Here is an 18,039-nt window from a genome sequence, read left to right on the forward strand (position 1 = left end):
GCGATTTTCGAATAAGCACGAAGCCACTCACTAATGCATGTAACTTCGCTAGGGGCGTCTTGGAGCATCCAAGGAGGATAGGACGAGCAGTCCTCCTTGGTCGGGTGTGGGGTGAAGCCCCACGACTTTAACGCTTTATTCAAACGAAGTTTGAATCAGCTTTTCAAACCGCGTTAGCGTAAGTCCGATCCTGACTATTTCTAAAAATCAGTCAGGATCACTCCCTACTCAGGGTCATAGTCAAGCACTGGCGCTAGCCACTTTTCCGTTTCGGCGACTGTCATCCCCTTACGCTTCGCGTAATCCTCCACCTGATCGCGGCCAATATTACTCACGCCAAAGTAGCGGGATTTCGGGTGGGCAAAGTACCAGCCAGATACTGCGGCGGTAGGGAACATGGCGTAGCTTTCGGTAATGTTTAAGTCGATGGTTTCATTCGGCTTTAACAGTTCCCACAACAGGCCTTTTTCGGTGTGATCCGGGCAAGCGGGGTAACCCGGTGCTGGGCGTATGCCTTTGTATTTCTCACGAATTAAGGCTTCGTTATCGAGCTGCTCATCGGCGGCATAACCCCAAAACTCTTTACGTACGCGCTCGTGCATCCGCTCGGCAAAGGCTTCGGCTAAACGGTCGGCTAAACACTTGAGCATAATGGCGTTGTAGTCATCATGATTTGCCTCAAAGCGGGCGATATGCTCATCAATCCCATGTCCTGCGGTGACCGCAAAGCCGCCCATATAGTCGGCAACGCCGCTGTCTTTGGGCGCGACAAAGTCGGCCAGACAGAAGTTATCGTTACCCACCCGCTCAAGCTGCATCCGCAGGTGATGGGTGGTCAGCTCAACCTCGGTGCGAGTCTCATCTGTATATAGCTCAATATCATCGAAGCCGACGGTATTGGCGGGGAACAGCCCAATCACGCCCTTGGCGGTGAGCCACTTTTCTTCGATGATTTTTTTAAGCATCGCCTGACCATCGGCGAACAGTTTCTGCGCCTCAACGCCGACTACTTTGTCGGTTAAGATTTCAGGGTAATGGCCATGCAACTCCCACGCGCGGAAGAAGGGGGTCCAGTCGATACGGTCTACTAAGTCGGTTAATGGATAATCATCAAACACTTGGCGACCGAGCACCTTGGGTGTGAACGGGGTGTAGTTGGCCCAATCGTGCTGGCAGCGGTTTTCGCGGGCGGCCTCTAGCGAGACGATTTCCTTACGCTTAGCTTGGGATAAACGCTTGGTGCGCATATCGTCATAGTCGGCGTAGGTTTCATCAATGGTTGCTTGGCGAGTTTCATTGCTGACTAGCTTGCTGACCATGGGCACGGCGCGGGAGGCGTCGGCAATATAAATCGCGCCATGGGGATAATGGGGCGCAATCTTCACCGCGGTATGGATTTTCGAGCAGGTTGCGCCGCCGATAATCGCCGGAATGGTGAGCCCTTCACGGTGGAAGGTTTTGACGTTATGCACCATTTCATCAAGGCTTGGGGTGATAAGCCCTGACATGCCGATAATATCGATATTGTGTTCTTTCACCGCCTCAAGAATGCGCTCTACCGACACCATCACGCCTAAATCGAACACTTCAAAGCCATTACAGGCGAGTACCACGCCAACAATATTTTTGCCGATATCGTGCACATCGCCTTTTACGGTCACCATCAAAATCTTACCGTTCGACTGACCTGCGACTTTTTCTTTTTCAATAAAGGGATTGAGGTAGGCCACGGCCTTTTTCATCACCCGCGCGGATTTGACTACCTGTGGCAGGAACATTTTACCCGAGCCAAACAGGTCGCCGACGATATTCATACCGTCCATCAGCGGGCCTTCGATCACATCCAGCGGACGGGAGGCGAGTTGGCGCGCCGCTTCGGTATCTTCGTCGATAAATTCGGTGATGCCTTTGACCAGCGCATGGGCTAAACGTTGATTAACTGGCCATGAGCGCCATTCTAAATCTTCTTTTTTGGCGGCACTTGAGCCATCGCCACGGAATTTTTCAGCAATCTCAAGCAATTGCTCGGTATTGCTCGAACCCTCAACCGGGCAAGGCTGGTTGAGCACCACGTTCTCGACCCGTACTTTAAGCTCTGGGTCGATATCGTCAAAAATCGCTAACTGGCCCGCGTTGACAATCCCCATATCCATGCCGACTTTAATCGCGTGGTACAGGAATACCGCGTGAATCGCCTCACGCACTGGGTTGTTACCGCGGAACGAGAACGACACGTTCGACACCCCGCCTGAAATCATCGCGTGGGGCAGGGTGGCCTTAATCTCTTTAATGGCATCAATAAAATCGACAGCATAGTTATCGTGCTCATCGATACCCGTGGCAATGGCGAAAATATTCGGGTCGAAGATAATGTCTTCGGGCGGAAAGCCGACCTTATCGACCAGCACGCGGTAGGCGCGGGTACAGATTTCGACTTTGCGTGCCTTTGTATCGGCTTGGCCTTGCTCGTCGAACGCCATAATAATGGCCGCCGCGCCGTAGCGTTTAACGAGGGTTGCCTGCTCGATAAACTTCTCTTCGCCTTCCTTCAAGGAGATAGAGTTAACAATACCCTTGCCTTGAATACATTTGAGACCCGCTTCAATCACCTCCCACTTTGAGGAGTCGATCATAATCGGCACTCGGCTGATATCCGGCTCAGAGGCGATAAGATTTAAGAACTTATGCATCACCTCCACGCCATCGAGCATGCCTTCGTCCATGTTGATGTCGATGATCTGCGCGCCGCTTTCTACCTGTTCACGGGCGACATCGAGCGCCTGCTCGAACTTGCCTTCTTTGATCAGCTTTAAGAACTTAGCCGAGCCAGTGACGTTGGTACGTTCACCCACGTTCACAAACAGGGTTTGGGCGTCGATAGTGAGCGGTTCCAAACCCGATAAACGGCAGGCGACGGGGATCTCGGGTAGTACCCGTGGTGCAAACGGTTCCACGGCTTCGCGAATGACCTTAATATGCTCGGGCGTGCTACCACAGCAGCCGCCGATAATGTTGAGCATGCCTTCACGGGCCCATTCTTGGATAACGCTGGCCATGTCTTTTGGGGTTTCGTCGTAACCGCCAAACTCGTTTGGTAGACCCGCGTTAGGGTGCGCCGAGACATAACATTCGGCGATGCGTGACAGTTCTTCGACGTAGGGGCGCAGCTCCTTTGGGCCGAGAGCGCAGTTAAGGCCAATGGATAAGGGCTTGATATGGCGAAGGGAGTTATAAAAGGCTTCGGTGGTTTGTCCGGTCAGGGTTCGGCCCGAGGCATCGGTAATAGTGCCGGAGATCATCACTGGCAAACGTGCTGGCGAGTTAGCGCCAAAGAGTTCATCGAACACGGTTTCGATGGCAAATAAGGCGGCCTTAGCGTTTAAGGTATCGAAGATGGTCTCGACCATAATGATATCGGCGCCGCCTTCAATCAGGGCGCGGGTCGATTCGCAGTAAGCGGTCACTAACTCATCGAAGTGGATATTGCGATATCCGGGATCGTTAACATCGGGGCTGATAGAGCAGGTACGGTTAGTGGGTCCTAACACACCGGCGACATAACGTGGTTTACCCGTGGCTTTTTCGATTTCATCACAGGCCTCACGGGCGAGGCGCGCACCTTCACGGTTAATTTCGGCGGACAGCGACTGCATATCGTAGTCGGCCATGGCGATAGTGGTGGCGTTGAAAGTGTTGGTTTCAATAATATCGGCACCGGCTAATAGGTAGTCGGTGTGAATTTGTTTGATGATGTGTGGCTGTGTGAGCACTAAGAGATCGTTATTGCCCTTAACGTCGGTATGCCAATCCTTGAAACGCTCGCCACGGTAATCGGCTTCTTCTAGCTTGTAGCCTTGGATCATAGTGCCCATGGCGCCGTCTAAAATCAGAATGCGCTTTGACAACTGGTTGCGAATGTCTGCCAGTGTTTGGCTGGCTCGATGGAGAGATATCGCCATAAATGATTACCTTTACTACAGCTAAGTTGAGTCCAAAAATATGCAATTCTGCGGTAAATTGCATTTTATTATTGAATGTCGTTCGTTATGATTTGGACATTTATACGTATAGACGTCCATAATACGCGACATCGGATTGTCAGGGCAAGGTGAAAGTCATTAGGAGCGAGAATCTAGAATCTAGAATCTAGAATCTAGAGTTTAGGTCCTAAGATTTTTAAAAGGCATATATGAAACAAGTTCGCTTATTACTGTTACGCCACGGGGAATGCGAAGGCGGGGCGATTTTACGTGGCAGAGTCGATGTTCCACTGAGCGAGAAGGGCTGGCGGCAGATGTCGGCAGCAGTGGCGGCGCAGGCGACTGTGTGCCACGGTATTTACAGCTCTACCTCAAAGCGCTGCGCTGAATTTGCCAAGGTGTTGGCGCTGGAGCCGCATTCCAGCTTGTCTGAGAGTTCACATTTAGCGGCACCAACGCCTTCGTCGCTTGAGGTCAACCTGCTGGAGGATCTACAAGAAATGGATTTTGGCGATTGGGATGGTCGCTTGCTCGATGAGTTATATCAACAGGATGGCGAGCGCATGGCGGCCTATTGGCAAGATCCTTGGGCCGTGTCGCCGCCCAATGGTGAAACGATGGCAAGTTTCGAGGCTCGTATCGATGGCGCAATAGAGCAGATCCTCAATAAAGAGTTTGCCCTGCTGGCGTTGGATGATGAACAGGCCCACGGCGAGTGTAATGCCAATGTACCCACAGCCAATATCTGGATTCTGACCCACGGCGGAGTGATCCGTCATTTAATGGCAAGAGCATTGGGGGCGGTGAGAACGGTAGGGTTTTACAGTCAACTGACTTTACCGGTTGCCGCGGTGGTGACGATTAATGTACTCGAAGATAAACATGGAACTCGATACTGGCGCTTAGACTGGCCATCGGGCCATGCTGATTGAGTTAGAAATCTCATGCTAAATGGGATGATGAAAATTTTCTGATTTAAACTGCATTGCCTAATGAGCAAGATATAGGATAATGCTTTTCCCTGACGTTTGAGCCATATAGCACATGGTGTTCGCTAAGTTTAAATGTCGCAGAAATAGGTGTTGGGAATTTCGCTTTATCCTGCGCTATTCGCTTAAGGCAATAGTCGTTATAAACGCCGGATCAACCCAAACATAATAGGGAATCGGGGTGCTGCCCATCAGCCAGCCCGAACTGTACCCGCAACTGTGAGTAGTTAAAAGAAGTGCCTAGAATCTAGAGCCTAGAATCTAGAACCTAGAACCTAGAACCTAGAACCTAGAACCTTCTTTGCTACAAGTCAGGAGACCTGCCTATTTCTGTTTTCGCTGCGTGCAGCCTTAGTTCTCGAGCGGGTGACTCGAGGGAGCAGAAAATGATATTGATACGTTTCGCCCTGTGGCCCATGGTGCTACTGGGTTTGGGTACAAAATATGCCTGTGGGAGCTGCTTTAAATGAAGCCTTCCACGTCAACAGATGTGCAATCTTCGGCGGTGCTAGCTAATGTGGCACTCAATGTCAGCCAATTAAGTTGGACCATCGAAGGCAAAACCATTCTTTCAGGGATTAACTTTGCCCTACAACGCGGTGAAATGCTGGGATTAATCGGCCCTAACGGTGCGGGTAAATCCAGTTTACTGCGTTGTATATATCGTTTTATTCGCCCAACTCTGGGGCAAATCAGTTTGTTTTCGCAGGACATTAACGAGCTTTCGCCCAAGGCATTTGCCTGCAAAGTAGCTGTGGTGCAGCAGGATACGCCGCACTATTTTGATATGACCACAGAGCAACTCGTTGCTATGGGGCTCACGCCCCACAAAGGGATGTTCGATACTAATTCCAGCGGTGATAGTGAAAAAATTATCAAGGCGCTTGAAAAGGTAGGTCTTAGCCATAAGCGCTATCAGCAATATGAAAGGCTCTCCGGCGGTGAGAAACAACGGGCACTGATTGCCCGCGCTATCGTGCAACAACCTCAGTTACTGATTTTAGATGAACCCACAAACCACCTCGATGTGCGCTATCAAATACAAATTTTGGAGTTGGTTCGAAGCCTTGGCATTAGTGTCATTGCCTCTATTCATGATCTGAATTTAGCAAGTGCCCTGTGTGATAGTTTGCTGCTACTGGATAAGGGGCAAGTGAGCGCCATGGGCACGCCGAGTGAGGTATTAACAGAGGAGCGCATTGCCCAAGTTTTTGGTGTTTGCGCTCAAGTGATGCCCCATCCACAACATGCCAATCCTTTAATTAATTACTTTTATGGTTATCAAAAATCACCGACGGATGATGTGGTTGTATCCGCTCCCCATAACATCAACGGGGAGATAAACACGCCATGATTCACACGTTTAAGCTGATAATGATGAATCTTTTAACCCATATTTTAACGCCATTAACCCGCCAGCAATGGCTGATTCTTGGCTTGGTGGGTTTTGCCCTGCTGACCCCGATTGCGGCCGCCAGTTTTGGCGCGGCAAATATCAGCTTTTTAGATGTGTTGCATGTGTTTATTAAATTATTCAATCAATTTTTCGCCAACGACGGTGCGTCAACTACCGCCTCGATGACGGAGCGGATTGTGATGGAATTAAGGTTGCCACGGATATTGCTCGCGTTTGTGGCGGGGGCGGGGCTGTCTTTAGCGGGCAGTGTGCTGCAAACCGTAACTCGCAATCCCCTTGCTGACCCTTATTTATTTGGCATCAGTTCAGGTGCCTCCTTTGGCGCTGTGGTGATGCTGACCTTGTTTACTGGCTCTGGTCTATTCGGTAATGCTGGCGTTATTGCCAATTCGGGGATTTTTAGTGGCTCGGGAATGTTTGCTGGGCTCCTGTGGTTTAGTTTGCCTTTCGGCGCTTTTATTGGTGCCAGTTTATCCGTTCTTATTGTTCTCGCCTTGTCAGGGCTTGGGCTCAACAGCCAAGTTGAGCGCATGCTGCTCTCTGGGGTGGCAACATCGTTTATGTTTGGCGCATTAACCAGCTTGCTGTTGTATTTTGCCAGCCCGCAGGCCACGGCATCAGTGCTTTTTTGGAGTTTGGGCAGTTTTGCTAAGGCCAGTTGGCCGCTCTTAATTTTGCCATCCATCGTTGTATTGGTAAGTTTTTTTATCATCCTCGGTTGGAAGCGGCAGATTATGGCCCTGCAGGCGGGGGATGAAACGGCTCACACCTTAGGGGTGAATGTACCTAAATTACGCCTCAATATGTTATTGCTCTGCTCGCTAATTACCGCCGTTTTAGTGGCGACCTGTGGTGGCATAGGTTTTGTTGGATTAATGATCCCCCATACTGTGCGCTTGTTATTTCCCGGGCGTCAGCCCATTTTGCTCACCGCGTTAGTGGGCGGCTTGTTTATGGTGTGGATTGATGTGCTCGCGAGATGTTTACTGGGTAATCAAGAACTGCCCGTTGGTATTATCACCGCCTCGATAGGTAGTTTTTTCTTTTTGCTGATTTTGCGTCGGCGCAACTAATTGAACTCGCGTTTTTCGCAGAGGATTAGCTAATTTAGTACTAAGTGCGTATGGAAAATAGCCGCTGTATGCGTCGTAGTTGTTATCGAACGAGTTATTGAAATCGAACGAGTTATTGAAATCGAATTAGTCACTGGAGTGTGAATGTCTCAATCAAGCCTGTCATTTCAAATCGAGCCTGTGAGTAAAGCGCAGGATCAGGTTATTCAACAAAAAATCGATCTTAAGACCAAGCCGCCAGGTGCATTGGGACAACTCGAATCCTTAGCATTACAAATTGCTCGCATTCAAGGGCCACAACAATTGCAGATAGTCAAACCGACCATGTTGGTATTTGCAGGGGATCACGGCATTGCCGCTGAAGGGGTTTCGATTGCCCCAAGTGAAGTCACCCACCAAATGGTGCAAAACTTTGCCCACGGCGGCGCGGCCATTAATGTGTTTTGTCGCCAATTAGGTTTTACGCTTGAAGTGATCGATTGCGGTATTTTGACACCCGTTGAGGGGCTAGAAGGGATTATCGATCAACGTCTTGGCGCGGGTACTGCTGCAATTCATTTGGAGCCAGCCATGCCTTTAACGAGTGTGGATAAGGGCTTTGATATGGCGCGCGAGCTTATTGAGCGTCACCATCAAGCAGGCTGTAATCTGGTTGCGTTTGGTGAAATGGGGATTGGCAACACGTCCTCTGCCGCGGCAATTATGGCGGCGATTATGCAATTAGATGTAGCTGACTGTGTGGGGCGCGGTACAGGCATTAATAGCGACACTTTAGCGCGTAAGTTAACCTTGGTAGAACTGGCGTTGCTATCGCATCAAAGTGCGCTTAGTGGGCCAAAACAAGTGCTTGCTTGTCTTGGCGGGTTTGAAATTGTGCAAATGACTGGTGCCATGCTGGCTGCAGCTGAGCGCAAGATGTTGGTAGTTGTGGATGGTTTTATTGCGACCGCCGCCGCATTAGTCGCGGTGACGATCAATGCTAATGTGCGGGATTATCTGATTTTCGCCCATTGCTCCGAGGAGCAAGGCCATCAACGTATGTTGGAATATTTGCAAGCTAAACCCTTGTTATCTTTGGGGCTTAGATTAGGTGAAGGCACGGGGGCAGCTTTAGCATTGCCGTTAATTCAAGCCGCAGTAAATTTTTACAATCAAATGGCGAGTTTTAGTGATGCAGGGATTGAGGCTGTTGTATGATGTAGCCCTGCTAAGTTATTTATTTAACTTAATTTAAAATAATAACTTTTAGCTAACCGTTTTAACTTTAAACCTTGCTGCAAGTGTGTATTCACTAAGGATGCTTTATGTCAGAACGCGAAAGCTGGCACAAAGAGATAGATTTATTTTTTGTGGCCATGGGCTATTTTACCCGTATTCCTATGCCCAAATGGGTCGAAGTCGATGCCGATAAACTCAATAAAGCCAGTCGTTACTTTGGCTTAGTGGGTTTACTGGTGGGACTGTTAAGCGCCATCGTTTTTTGGCTGACTCAAAATTGGTTACCCGCTGGGGTGTCTGTATTGCTGTCGATGTTAACGGGCGTGCTGTTAACGGGCGGTTTCCACGAAGATGGGTTAGCCGATACCTTCGATGGGTTTGGTGGCGGTTGGACGGCTGAAGACAAGCTGCGCATTATGAAGGATTCGCGCCTTGGTAGTTATGGTGCCTTGGCCTTGATTATTGTCTTGATGCTTAAATGGCAATTATTGGTGGAATTAGCGCTTTATGACCCTGTGGTTGCTGGTTCGGCGATGATTGTCGCCCATACTGTGAGTCGAGTCGTGGCCGCGAGCCTTATTTTCACCGAAAAATATGTGCGCGATGATGAGTCCAGTAAATCTAAGCCGTTAGCGCAGCACCAAGGCATTAATGAACTGTTTATTTTGATCGCCAGTGGTGTGTTAGTGCTGTTAGTGTTAAAGGGGATTGCTGCACTGTCGCTGTTGTTGATTATGATCGGATTGCGCCGTTTGATCGTGGTGATCTTTAGACGTCAAATTGGCGGCTATACAGGCGATACCTTAGGCGCTGCGCAGCAAATTTGTGAAATTGTGTGTTACTTCGTGCTGCTCGTTGTAGGTAGCATTCTGTGATCCATTTAGTGCTGGGCGGCGCTCGTAGCGGTAAGAGCCGTTACGGTGAAACCTTAGTACGCCAGTATACGGCTTTAGGATTCGATGCCTGCTACGTCGCAACCGCGCAGGCACTCGATGCTGAAATGGCCAGTCGGATCCGTTTGCATCAAGATGGTCGTGCCAAGGACGATATCGACTGGCAGTTGATTGAAGAACCCTTGACATTAACCGCCAAGCTTAAGCATTTAGCTAAGCCGGGGCGGGTGATTATGGTGGATTGCTTAACGCTTTGGTTAACTAATCAATTGCTTGCAGTCCAGCCACAGGCTGAGCCAGCTTCGACCGAATCAGATTTTGCCCTAGCGGTTGCGACATCATCTCAACACGATGTGTTAGCCCACTGGCGGCAGGCAAAAACGGATTTTGTCAGTGCGTTAAATACACTTGAAGGTGTGGTGATTTTAATCAGTAATGAAGTAGGCTCAGGCATTGTGCCCTTGGGGGAACTGAGTCGCCAATTTGTGGATGAAGCTGGCTGGTTAAACCAAGATGTTGCTGCGGTTGCGGATAATGTGACCTTAGTGGTGGCGGGTTTACCGCTGACGCTTAAATCGAGTTAGCGCACTTAAATGAGCTGGTGCATTTAAATCAAGTTGTGAATGTTATTTTGAGCCGCTTTTGCATTTAGTTCGTATAAAAAGAAGCGCCTTTTATCTTATTTCATCTATTGAGTGATGTCCTTGCCCATGCATTCACATAACGTTGCAGATCCCACGGCAACCAATCAAACGTCAACCGCTAGTTTGCCTCAAACACCGTCCCAAGGCGCCAAAGTATTAATGGTGCAGGGCACCACCTCAGATGCGGGTAAAAGTACGTTGGTGGCGGGAATTTGCCGATTGCTAGCCCGTCAGGGTGTCAACGTCGCGCCTTTTAAACCACAGAATATGGCGCTTAATAGTGCTGTGACTGTTGATGGTGGCGAGATTGGCCGCGCACAGGCGCTGCAAGCCGCGGCCTGTTATTTAGCGCCACATACTGATTTTAATCCGATTTTACTCAAACCCAGTTCAGATACGGGCGCCCAAATTATTGTGCAGGGTAAAGCGTTAACGACACTCGAAGCCTCGGCTTTTTTTGGTGAAAAATCGAAAGATTATAAAGCCATGGCCCTTAATGCTGTGCTGGACTCCTTTGAACGCCTAGGTCAGCAATATCACACCATAGTGGTTGAAGGGGCGGGGAGCCCAGCTGAAATCAACCTGCGTGCAGGGGATATTGCCAATATGGGTTTTGCTGAAGCGGTTGACTGCCCGGTGATTATTATTGCCGATATCGATAAAGGCGGCGTCTTTGCCCATTTGGTCGGGACCTTGGCGTTGTTATCCGAGTCAGAACAGGCGCGGGTAAAGGGTTTTGTGATCAATCGCTTTCGCGGTGATATCAGCCTGTTGCAGCCTGGTATTGATTGGCTTGAGGCGTATACGCAAAAGCCAGTATTAGGCGTGCTGCCCTATTTGCATGATTTGCACTTAGACGCCGAGGATGCGCTCACTGACTCGCCAACTAAGCAGGCCAAGAGTCGTTTTAAAGTGCGAGTGCTGGTATATCCACGCACCAGCAATCACACGGATTTTGATCCGCTCAGGCTGCATCCCGATATCGATTTTGATTATGTGTCACTCCAGACGCAAGCCTTAGCTCAGACGCCGGAGATCGCCGCCGATCTACTTATTTTACCCGGCAGTAAGAATGTCCGAGCCGATCTGACTTTTTTGCGGGAGCAAGGCTGGGATAAGCAAATTGCTAAGCATTTACGCTACGGCGGTAAAGTGCTGGGAATTTGCGGTGGTTATCAAATGCTGGGTGAGCGCATTGCCGATCCGTTAGGGATTGAAGATGTGCTCGGGACTAGCCAAGGGTTGGGTTATTTACCCATAACCACCGAATTTAAAGCTGAAAAGCAGTTACGTAGCGTCGCAGGTGAGTTGAGATTGTTAGGGCAGACTGTGGCGGTCAAAGGTTATGAGATCCACTGCGGTGAGTCCCAATATCTCACCTCCAGTGATGCCGCCAAGGGCGCACCATTACGCTTGAACAATGAGCTAACTTACGATGAACAGGCGGAAAAGTCTTTTGCTGACGGCTGCTTAAGTGAGGACGGGCAAGTGCTAGGCACTTATTTACACGGGCTATTCGACAGCCCTGAGGCGTGCCAGTTAATTCTGCGCTGGGCGGGATTAGAAGATGCGCAAGCAATTGATATCAATGAAATTCGCGAACAACAGTTGAATCGTTTGGCTGATGTACTAGCCGAGCATCTAGATTTACCACAATTACAGGCAATCTTAACCGCATCAGTTAAGCCGTAGGATGAATACCAAACCATGACAACAGCAAACGATAATAACCAAGAACAATTAAAGGCTGAACGCCACAAAGCGCGCCAACAAAAACTCAAAGCGGGGGTTGATGCAAAAATTGCCGCCGCTCAGGATGAAAAGGGCATTTTGTTAGTCCTAACGGGCAATGGCAAAGGCAAGTCGACCTCAGGTTTTGGTACTGTTGCCCGCGCGGTGGGTCATGGCAAAAAAGCGGCGGTAGTGCAATTTATCAAGGGCACTTGGGAATGCGGTGAGCGTAATCTACTTGAAGGCGCAGGCGTTAGTTTTCATGTGATGGGCACCGGCTTTACTTGGGAAACCCAAGATAAAGAAAAGGATACCGCAGCCGCCCTAGTCGCTTGGGAAGCAGCTGAAGCTTTACTGCAAGACGAGAGCATTGATTGCGTGATGCTCGATGAGCTGACCTATATGGTGAGTTATCACTATCTTGATGTCGAACGGGTACTGACTGCACTTAAAAACCGTCCATCTATGCAGCATGTGATTATCACTGGCCGCGCCTGCCACCGAGCGATTATCGAGCTGGCCGATACGGTAAGTGAAGTGCAACCCATTAAACATGCCTTCGAAGCGGGCATTAAAGCGCAGCCTGGATTCGACTATTAAACAGCGCGGCTTAGGCGGATTGGTTACACAGCAAACCGCTCTTTAAGCCCCATTAGGGCTGTTGTTCCTCGGTAAAATCCGTTAGCGTCACTATGGTTAGCGTTTTTATCTATAGCCGTTAGCGTGAGTAGCATGGGTAACTCAAGGATGATGCGATGAATAAACGTATTGTGATTTGTGCCGACGGTACTTGGAATCGGCCAGAGAAAGACCTTAAAGTGGATTTTCCCACGAATGTGCTGCGTCTGGCGCGGGCCATCAGCCCGATGGCGGCCGATGGAAAACCCCAGCAGGTGTTTTATGACTGGGGCGTTGGCTCCTATTACGATCAAGCCATCGGCGGCGCGACGGGGCGTGGACTACATAAAAACATCATGGATGGTTACCGCTACTTAGTGCAGAACTACTCCCCTGGCGATGAGATTTATCTCTTTGGCTTTAGCCGAGGCGCATACACAGTGCGTTGCCTGTGTGGCCTTATCAATAACTGCGGTATTCTTAAGCGCCCCGATGCTAGGCTTATCCAACAAGCCTTTGACCACTATAAAAAAAGCAGCGCGCCCTTTGCTCCAAGCGGCGATAAATCCGTTGAGTTTAGACAAAAGCACAGCCACGAATCACGGGAGATTAAGTTTGTTGGGGTGTGGGATACGGTAGGCGCCATGGGGATCCCGATTTCCTTCCTCGGCTTATTTGAAGATAAAGATGAGTTTTACGACACTAAAATCGGTCGCAATGTGCGTGTTGCCCGCCATGCCTTGGCGATAGACGAGCATCGCAGCGACTTTGAGCCCACTATCTGGCAATTACGCGACAATATGGATATGCAGCAGGTGTGGTTTGCTGGCGCCCATAGCAATATTGGCGGCAGTTATCAGCCGGATAAAGATGGCTCTTTATTGTCAGATAATGCCCTTGAGTGGATGATCGCTGAGGCTGAGCGGTTTAATTTAAGTCTCGAGCCACATTTAATGGCCAGTTTACGCCCTAATCCCTTGGCGACGCTGCACGATTCACGCCGTAGTTTTTATCGGATTAAGCAGCCGTATTTGCGGGCGCTTGACCCGAATGTTGCGCCTGTATTGTTGCATCATTCGGTCAAGGTGCGTTGGGATCAAGATCCTCAGTATCGCCCTAAAAACTTGCAGACCTACCTTGAAAAATATGGCTGGCCAGAAAAGTTAATCGATTAAATCATAAGGAATATCATGTTAATTCGACGCATTATTATCCTAGGTGTCAGTCTTGCCCTGTTACCTATATCAGCTATCGCAGAGCCAGCAAAACGTATTATTGCGTTGTCTCCCCACGCGGTTGAAATGCTTTATGCCATTGGTGCGGGAGAGACGATTGTGGCCGCCACAGATTATGCGGATTATCCCGAAGCGGCGAAAAAAATCCCTAGTATTGGTGGTTATTATGGTATTCAGATTGAGCGCGTATTAGAGCTTAATCCCGATCTGATTGTGGTGTGGGATACGGGCAATAAAGCCGAGGATATCAACCAACTCAAAAACTTAGGTTTTAAACTGTACAGCAGTTCCCCAAACACCCTTGAGGATGTTGCTAAAGAAATTGAAGAGTTAGGCCAATTAACGGGGCATGTGGAGCAGGCTAATCAAGTGGCAACGGATTATCGCCGCGAGCTGCTTCGACTCCGCAATGAAAACGCCGCTAAATCTGAGCCTAAAGTGTTTTATCAGTTGTGGTCGACGCCCTTAATGACGGTTGCGAAAAACAGTTGGATCCAGCAGATTATTGGCGTGTGCCATGGGCAAAATGTCTTTTATGATGCGGCGAGTGATTATCCGCAGGTGAGTCTTGAGAATGTGCTACTGACCTTGCCCGAGGTGATTTTACAAAGCGAAGAAGAAGGCAATGTTAAAGGGATTGATTGGCGTAAATGGACCGAAATCCCCGCCGTTAAAAACCAGCATATTTATCAATTAAATGCCGATTTATTACACCGCGCGACGCCTAGAGCTTTACTTGGTGTAAAGGCCGTTTGCGATGCCTTAGATAAGGCACGTTAATCAATCGCCTTTTGCTAGTAAATTCACTGTTATAAGCACTACAACGCACTGTTTGATATGCATTTATTGTTCTAAGCAATAAGGGAATCCTATGAATACACTACTGACTTGTTTGTTTGTCGCCATGTTATTGCCGTACTTAGCCAAAGGTCCTGTGGCCTGGGCGATGGCTAAAGCGGGTGGTTATGATAACCATCATCCTCGCAGCCAGCAGGCGCAGTTAACTGGATTTGGTGCTCGGGCGTTAGCGGGGCATCAAAATGCGTTTGAATCACTGCTGATATTTGGCTTGGCGGTGCTGACTGTAATCGCAACCGGCAAGGTGACACCTACAGCCGAATGGTTAGCCATTGTGCATATTGTGGCGCGCTTTGCGTATCAGATTTTATATCTATTGAATAAAGGCACCTTACGATCCCTCTCTTGGTTTGTGGCGATTTTCAGTGCCTTTGGGATCTTTTTTCAAGCTTTTTAAGCCGAGTAAACCCTTTGAGGGTGGAGCTTACCTTAGGAATGTTGTTGTGATCTTGAGTCGCATTTGAGTATTTTTTTATCGAATCAGCATCAATTAATCGTTTTATAAAAAACGCTGGTATGGCAGCCAAAGAATTATGAACTGCCTCAACCGTTTGTCGATAATATGTAAATCCATGCTGATTTTTGTGGTTGAAAACATGTTATTTTTGTTTCAGTTTCTTGTGGTTTAAACAATTTCATAAAACTATTTTCTTTTTGTAAGCTTCGGCGTTTAAAAGCTTTAAATGTTAACGTTTTTTATCTTCAAATTTGATAACTATCAATGAAGTGAGAGGATGATCCCCCTAGTATTCGTACAAATTACTTTATCTAGATACACGATGCCATCATCCTTATTACCTCATCTAAAACAACATCACTTACTTACTAAAGCATTTCTATTTGCCAGCATTGCGATTGTGATTATTACATTATTAATAGCAGTGTTAAATTATCAAAACCATGTTCGATTAAGAATGGTGGGGTATGAGGAAATACTGAATGTACTTGAAAGTACCTATATCTATGAGCTAGTTAAAGAAAATGAAAAGCAACATTCAGTCTTAATTTCTATGCTTGATCAGAATGCTATTCTTGCAGGTGAGTCTGTATTTAATCCCGTTTGGGCTGTAGGGCATAAAATTAAAATGGAAGAAGAGCATTATATTTATTTTTATAATGCCTTAAATGGACATATTGATAGCTACCCTCATTGGGAAAAAAGCGCTGATTTTAATCCTGAGACGCGACCTTGGTTTCATATTCTTAAATCTGAATCAAATGCCCCAGTTTGGATCGGTCCCTATGAGGAATTTAATAGCCATCAAAAAGTACTAAGTCTTGGGCAAAAAGTATTGTCTGACAGTGGATTACCTATTGGTGTTATGCTGGTTGATATGTCTCTTGATACCTTGGATAAAGTGTTGGAGCGAATGTCGACCAATTTAAATATTTCAGTTTTTATTCGTGATCGTCAAAGCCAAGAAATGTTGTCAGTAGTGAATGGTGAGCTATTACAGTTCGATACTGTTTCTGCAAATCAATCTTTAGTTTGTGTTAGTGGTTTACTGAATGGCATATTGCTAGTGAAACCTTTAGCCTATGCTGATTGGGAAGTAGGTATTTATGTGCCAGCAGTTAGGTTCCAAAAGGCACTTGTGGAACAGCTTGTTTTACTATTACTTCCTATTGCTGCATTTTTTATTGTTGCCGCTATGGGAACTAGGTCACTAATGAAAGTTTTTAGACAAGAACTTAAATTAATTGAGTTAGAAGTTGAACAGTTAAATGGCGTGTTATCTGAAGATAAGTTAGTGAATTCATCTTGGTTCGTGGATAAAAGCCTGCGAAAAATTAAAAATAAACTAGCAACGCAACATTTAAAACTTAGGCTTGATCCCTTAACGAATATAGGCAATCGTCGTGCATTTGATGAAGATCTTAATCAATTTGGAATGCATCAGCCGCCCTATGTGTTAGTCCTGATTGATGTCGATTTTTTTAAACAGATAAATGATCAGTTTGGTCATCAGTTTGGAGATTCTGTGCTGCGACGTGTCGCAGATATTTTGGCGGTGACTTTCACTCGTGGACAAGTGTATCGCTTTGGTGGCGATGAGTTTGCCTGTTTATTCCCTTTGGAAGATAAAGCTGAATTAGTGAACAATCTTAATCGGTTATTAGATTCTATCCGTCTGCAACAATGGCGTGAGAAACAGTGTCGGGTAACCTTAAGCATAGGTATTGCCATTGGCCCAAAGTTGCCCCAAAAATTATTTGAGAGCGCTGATGCGGCATTATATCGCAGTAAAGCTGCTGGGAGGGATTGCTGGCACTTAGGCTAAACAGAATTTGAAGTTAACCTAATTGGCTATCGCTGGGTTTAGCTTTTTATGCCAAAAATAGGGTTTGATGATTTTATCGTCGATTTCCTGACGTTAGTTAAGGAGATTATGGTTTATTGTCACTTTATAAAAACATGTCAAATAATCGATCTTTTTCCATGGTAAATCATTAATTTTGACAGTTTAATGCAGACTTTAATCTTAAAATGCTAAAACTCTGTAATTTAAGGTTTTTGTGTTTTTGTATCTCATTGATTAATGGTATTTATTTGACATTTTTTGGTCATTAAATTGACAGTTTTCTTTATAAAAAACCTCAGCTATATTGCAGATGTCGATACAATTATTGAGGTTTAAATACCATGTTACGTCTACTGACCTATGGCCTCGTTGCCGCTGCCGCTTGGTTTATTTATTTGGATGTTGCCGACTATTTTGGCATGGAGACCTTTGATAAGGCATTAGCTGAAGATGTGCAGCAAAAAGTGGAAGCCCGAAAGGCAAAAGCAGCAGCGGAGCAATATGCACAGCAACTTAAGCAGCAGGTTGATTGCCAAACGACAAAAACATGTACTCAATAATGGCGATGTATCAAGTTTGTTCTTGCTGCGCATAAGTAACTAACTGATTCGCCACAGTGTCACTGCATCAGAGGGGCAAATAGGATTGTTTGCCCCTCTTTGATTTTAGGTGCTTACATAAACGACAGATGAGAAATTTGTTTGCTTTGAATGCATTATATGCTGCTGGCTTTGGGGATTTAGGACGTGTTGGCGTGTCTGCTATGTTATCGCCTGTTTAGATTGAGTCATGACATCGCACGGACTTTGCTTTGTATAAGTGTCAGTCAAATGCTGCAAAATAATCCTGAAACCTCGCACGCCCTAGTAGTGCTGTTTCATAAAAGTGCAATTAAGGAAAACCTTACTATACTTTTACACTAATCCAACCGTAAATCAGGGATTGTGATCATGGTAAATAGCTGATCCGAATACTGCTACATTTTCGCCGTGCCATGCCCACTGCCAGGAAATGGGGAAACGGTTCCCATAAAATGCCATACCATGCCAAGCAGTTCCCGTATGTTCCTGGATGCGTGTT

14 protein-coding genes and 1 riboswitch are annotated in these 18,039 nt (G+C 47.2%); of the genes, 13 read left to right on the forward strand and 1 reads right to left on the reverse strand.

Annotation, left to right across the window (positions count from 1 at the left end; all coding sequences use genetic code 11):
* Positions 1 to 224: 224 nt before the first annotated feature.
* Positions 225 to 3,959, reverse strand: a complete 3,735-nt coding sequence (gene metH, locus AEA42_RS19940) for a methionine synthase (RefSeq protein ID WP_055648647.1) — start codon at positions 3,957 to 3,959, stop codon at positions 225 to 227.
* 230 nt (positions 3,960 to 4,189) lie between these two features.
* On the opposite strand from metH, the gene AEA42_RS19945 reads away from it, so the two are divergent.
* The 13 genes from AEA42_RS19945 to AEA42_RS20005 all read left to right on the forward strand — a co-directional run bounded on the left by AEA42_RS19945 (position 4,190) and on the right by AEA42_RS20005 (position 17,519).
* On the forward strand, positions 4,190 to 4,912 hold the full coding sequence (locus tag AEA42_RS19945; protein ID WP_055648648.1) for a histidine phosphatase family protein: 723 nt from the start codon (positions 4,190 to 4,192) through the stop codon (positions 4,910 to 4,912).
* 175 nt (positions 4,913 to 5,087) lie between these two features.
* Positions 5,088 to 5,312: riboswitch (cobalamin riboswitch) on the forward strand.
* Between the two features lie 123 nt (positions 5,313 to 5,435).
* Positions 5,436 to 6,323, forward strand: coding sequence for an ABC transporter ATP-binding protein (locus tag AEA42_RS19950; protein ID WP_037414795.1), 888 nt, complete (start codon positions 5,436 to 5,438; stop codon positions 6,321 to 6,323).
* On the forward strand, positions 6,320 to 7,459 hold the full coding sequence (locus AEA42_RS19955) for an iron ABC transporter permease (RefSeq protein WP_050991353.1): 1,140 nt from the start codon (positions 6,320 to 6,322) through the stop codon (positions 7,457 to 7,459). The genes AEA42_RS19950 and AEA42_RS19955 overlap by 4 nt, the downstream gene beginning before the upstream one ends.
* 144 nt (positions 7,460 to 7,603) lie before the next feature.
* Entirely contained in the window at positions 7,604 to 8,656 is a 1,053-nt protein-coding gene (gene cobT, locus AEA42_RS19960) for a nicotinate-nucleotide--dimethylbenzimidazole phosphoribosyltransferase (protein ID WP_037414788.1), read from the forward strand.
* A gap of 107 nt (positions 8,657 to 8,763) precedes the next feature.
* Positions 8,764 to 9,552, forward strand: a complete 789-nt coding sequence (locus tag AEA42_RS19965) for an adenosylcobinamide-GDP ribazoletransferase (protein WP_037414785.1) — start codon at positions 8,764 to 8,766, stop codon at positions 9,550 to 9,552.
* Positions 9,549 to 10,154 carry a bifunctional adenosylcobinamide kinase/adenosylcobinamide-phosphate guanylyltransferase gene (gene cobU, locus AEA42_RS19970; RefSeq protein WP_055648649.1) on the forward strand — a complete coding sequence of 202 codons (606 nt, stop codon included), beginning with the start codon at positions 9,549 to 9,551 and terminating at the stop codon, positions 10,152 to 10,154. The genes AEA42_RS19965 and cobU overlap by 4 nt, the downstream gene beginning before the upstream one ends.
* A 219-nt stretch (positions 10,155 to 10,373) precedes the next feature.
* The gene (locus AEA42_RS19975; RefSeq protein WP_156312383.1) at positions 10,374 to 11,906 is read left to right on the forward strand and encodes a cobyric acid synthase; all 1,533 of its coding nucleotides are present in this window, start codon (positions 10,374 to 10,376) and stop codon (positions 11,904 to 11,906) included.
* Positions 11,907 to 11,921: 15 nt separating this feature from the next.
* A complete protein-coding gene (gene cobO / locus AEA42_RS19980; RefSeq protein WP_037428432.1) occupies positions 11,922 to 12,545 on the forward strand; it encodes a cob(I)yrinic acid a,c-diamide adenosyltransferase in 624 nt (207 codons plus the stop codon).
* 155 nt (positions 12,546 to 12,700) lie between these two features.
* Entirely contained in the window at positions 12,701 to 13,738 is a 1,038-nt protein-coding gene (locus AEA42_RS19985) for a DUF2235 domain-containing protein (RefSeq protein ID WP_055648651.1), read from the forward strand.
* 15 nt (positions 13,739 to 13,753) lie between these two features.
* Complete coding sequence (locus tag AEA42_RS19990) at positions 13,754 to 14,578, forward strand: cobalamin-binding protein (protein ID WP_037428429.1); 825 nt, start codon at positions 13,754 to 13,756, stop codon at positions 14,576 to 14,578.
* A gap of 91 nt (positions 14,579 to 14,669) precedes the next feature.
* Entirely contained in the window at positions 14,670 to 15,053 is a 384-nt protein-coding gene (locus tag AEA42_RS19995; RefSeq protein ID WP_037428426.1) for an MAPEG family protein, read from the forward strand.
* A gap of 382 nt (positions 15,054 to 15,435) precedes the next feature.
* Positions 15,436 to 16,938, forward strand: a complete 1,503-nt coding sequence (locus tag AEA42_RS20000; protein ID WP_197278467.1) for a sensor domain-containing diguanylate cyclase — start codon at positions 15,436 to 15,438, stop codon at positions 16,936 to 16,938.
* Positions 16,939 to 17,300: 362 nt separating this feature from the next.
* Positions 17,301 to 17,519, forward strand: a complete 219-nt coding sequence (locus tag AEA42_RS20005) for a hypothetical protein (RefSeq protein ID WP_037428423.1) — start codon at positions 17,301 to 17,303, stop codon at positions 17,517 to 17,519.
* Positions 17,520 to 18,039 lie beyond the last annotated feature (520 nt).

The sequence above is a fragment of the Shewanella sp. Sh95 genome (assembly GCF_001308045.1).
GTDB lineage: Bacteria > Pseudomonadota > Gammaproteobacteria > Enterobacterales > Shewanellaceae > Shewanella > Shewanella xiamenensis.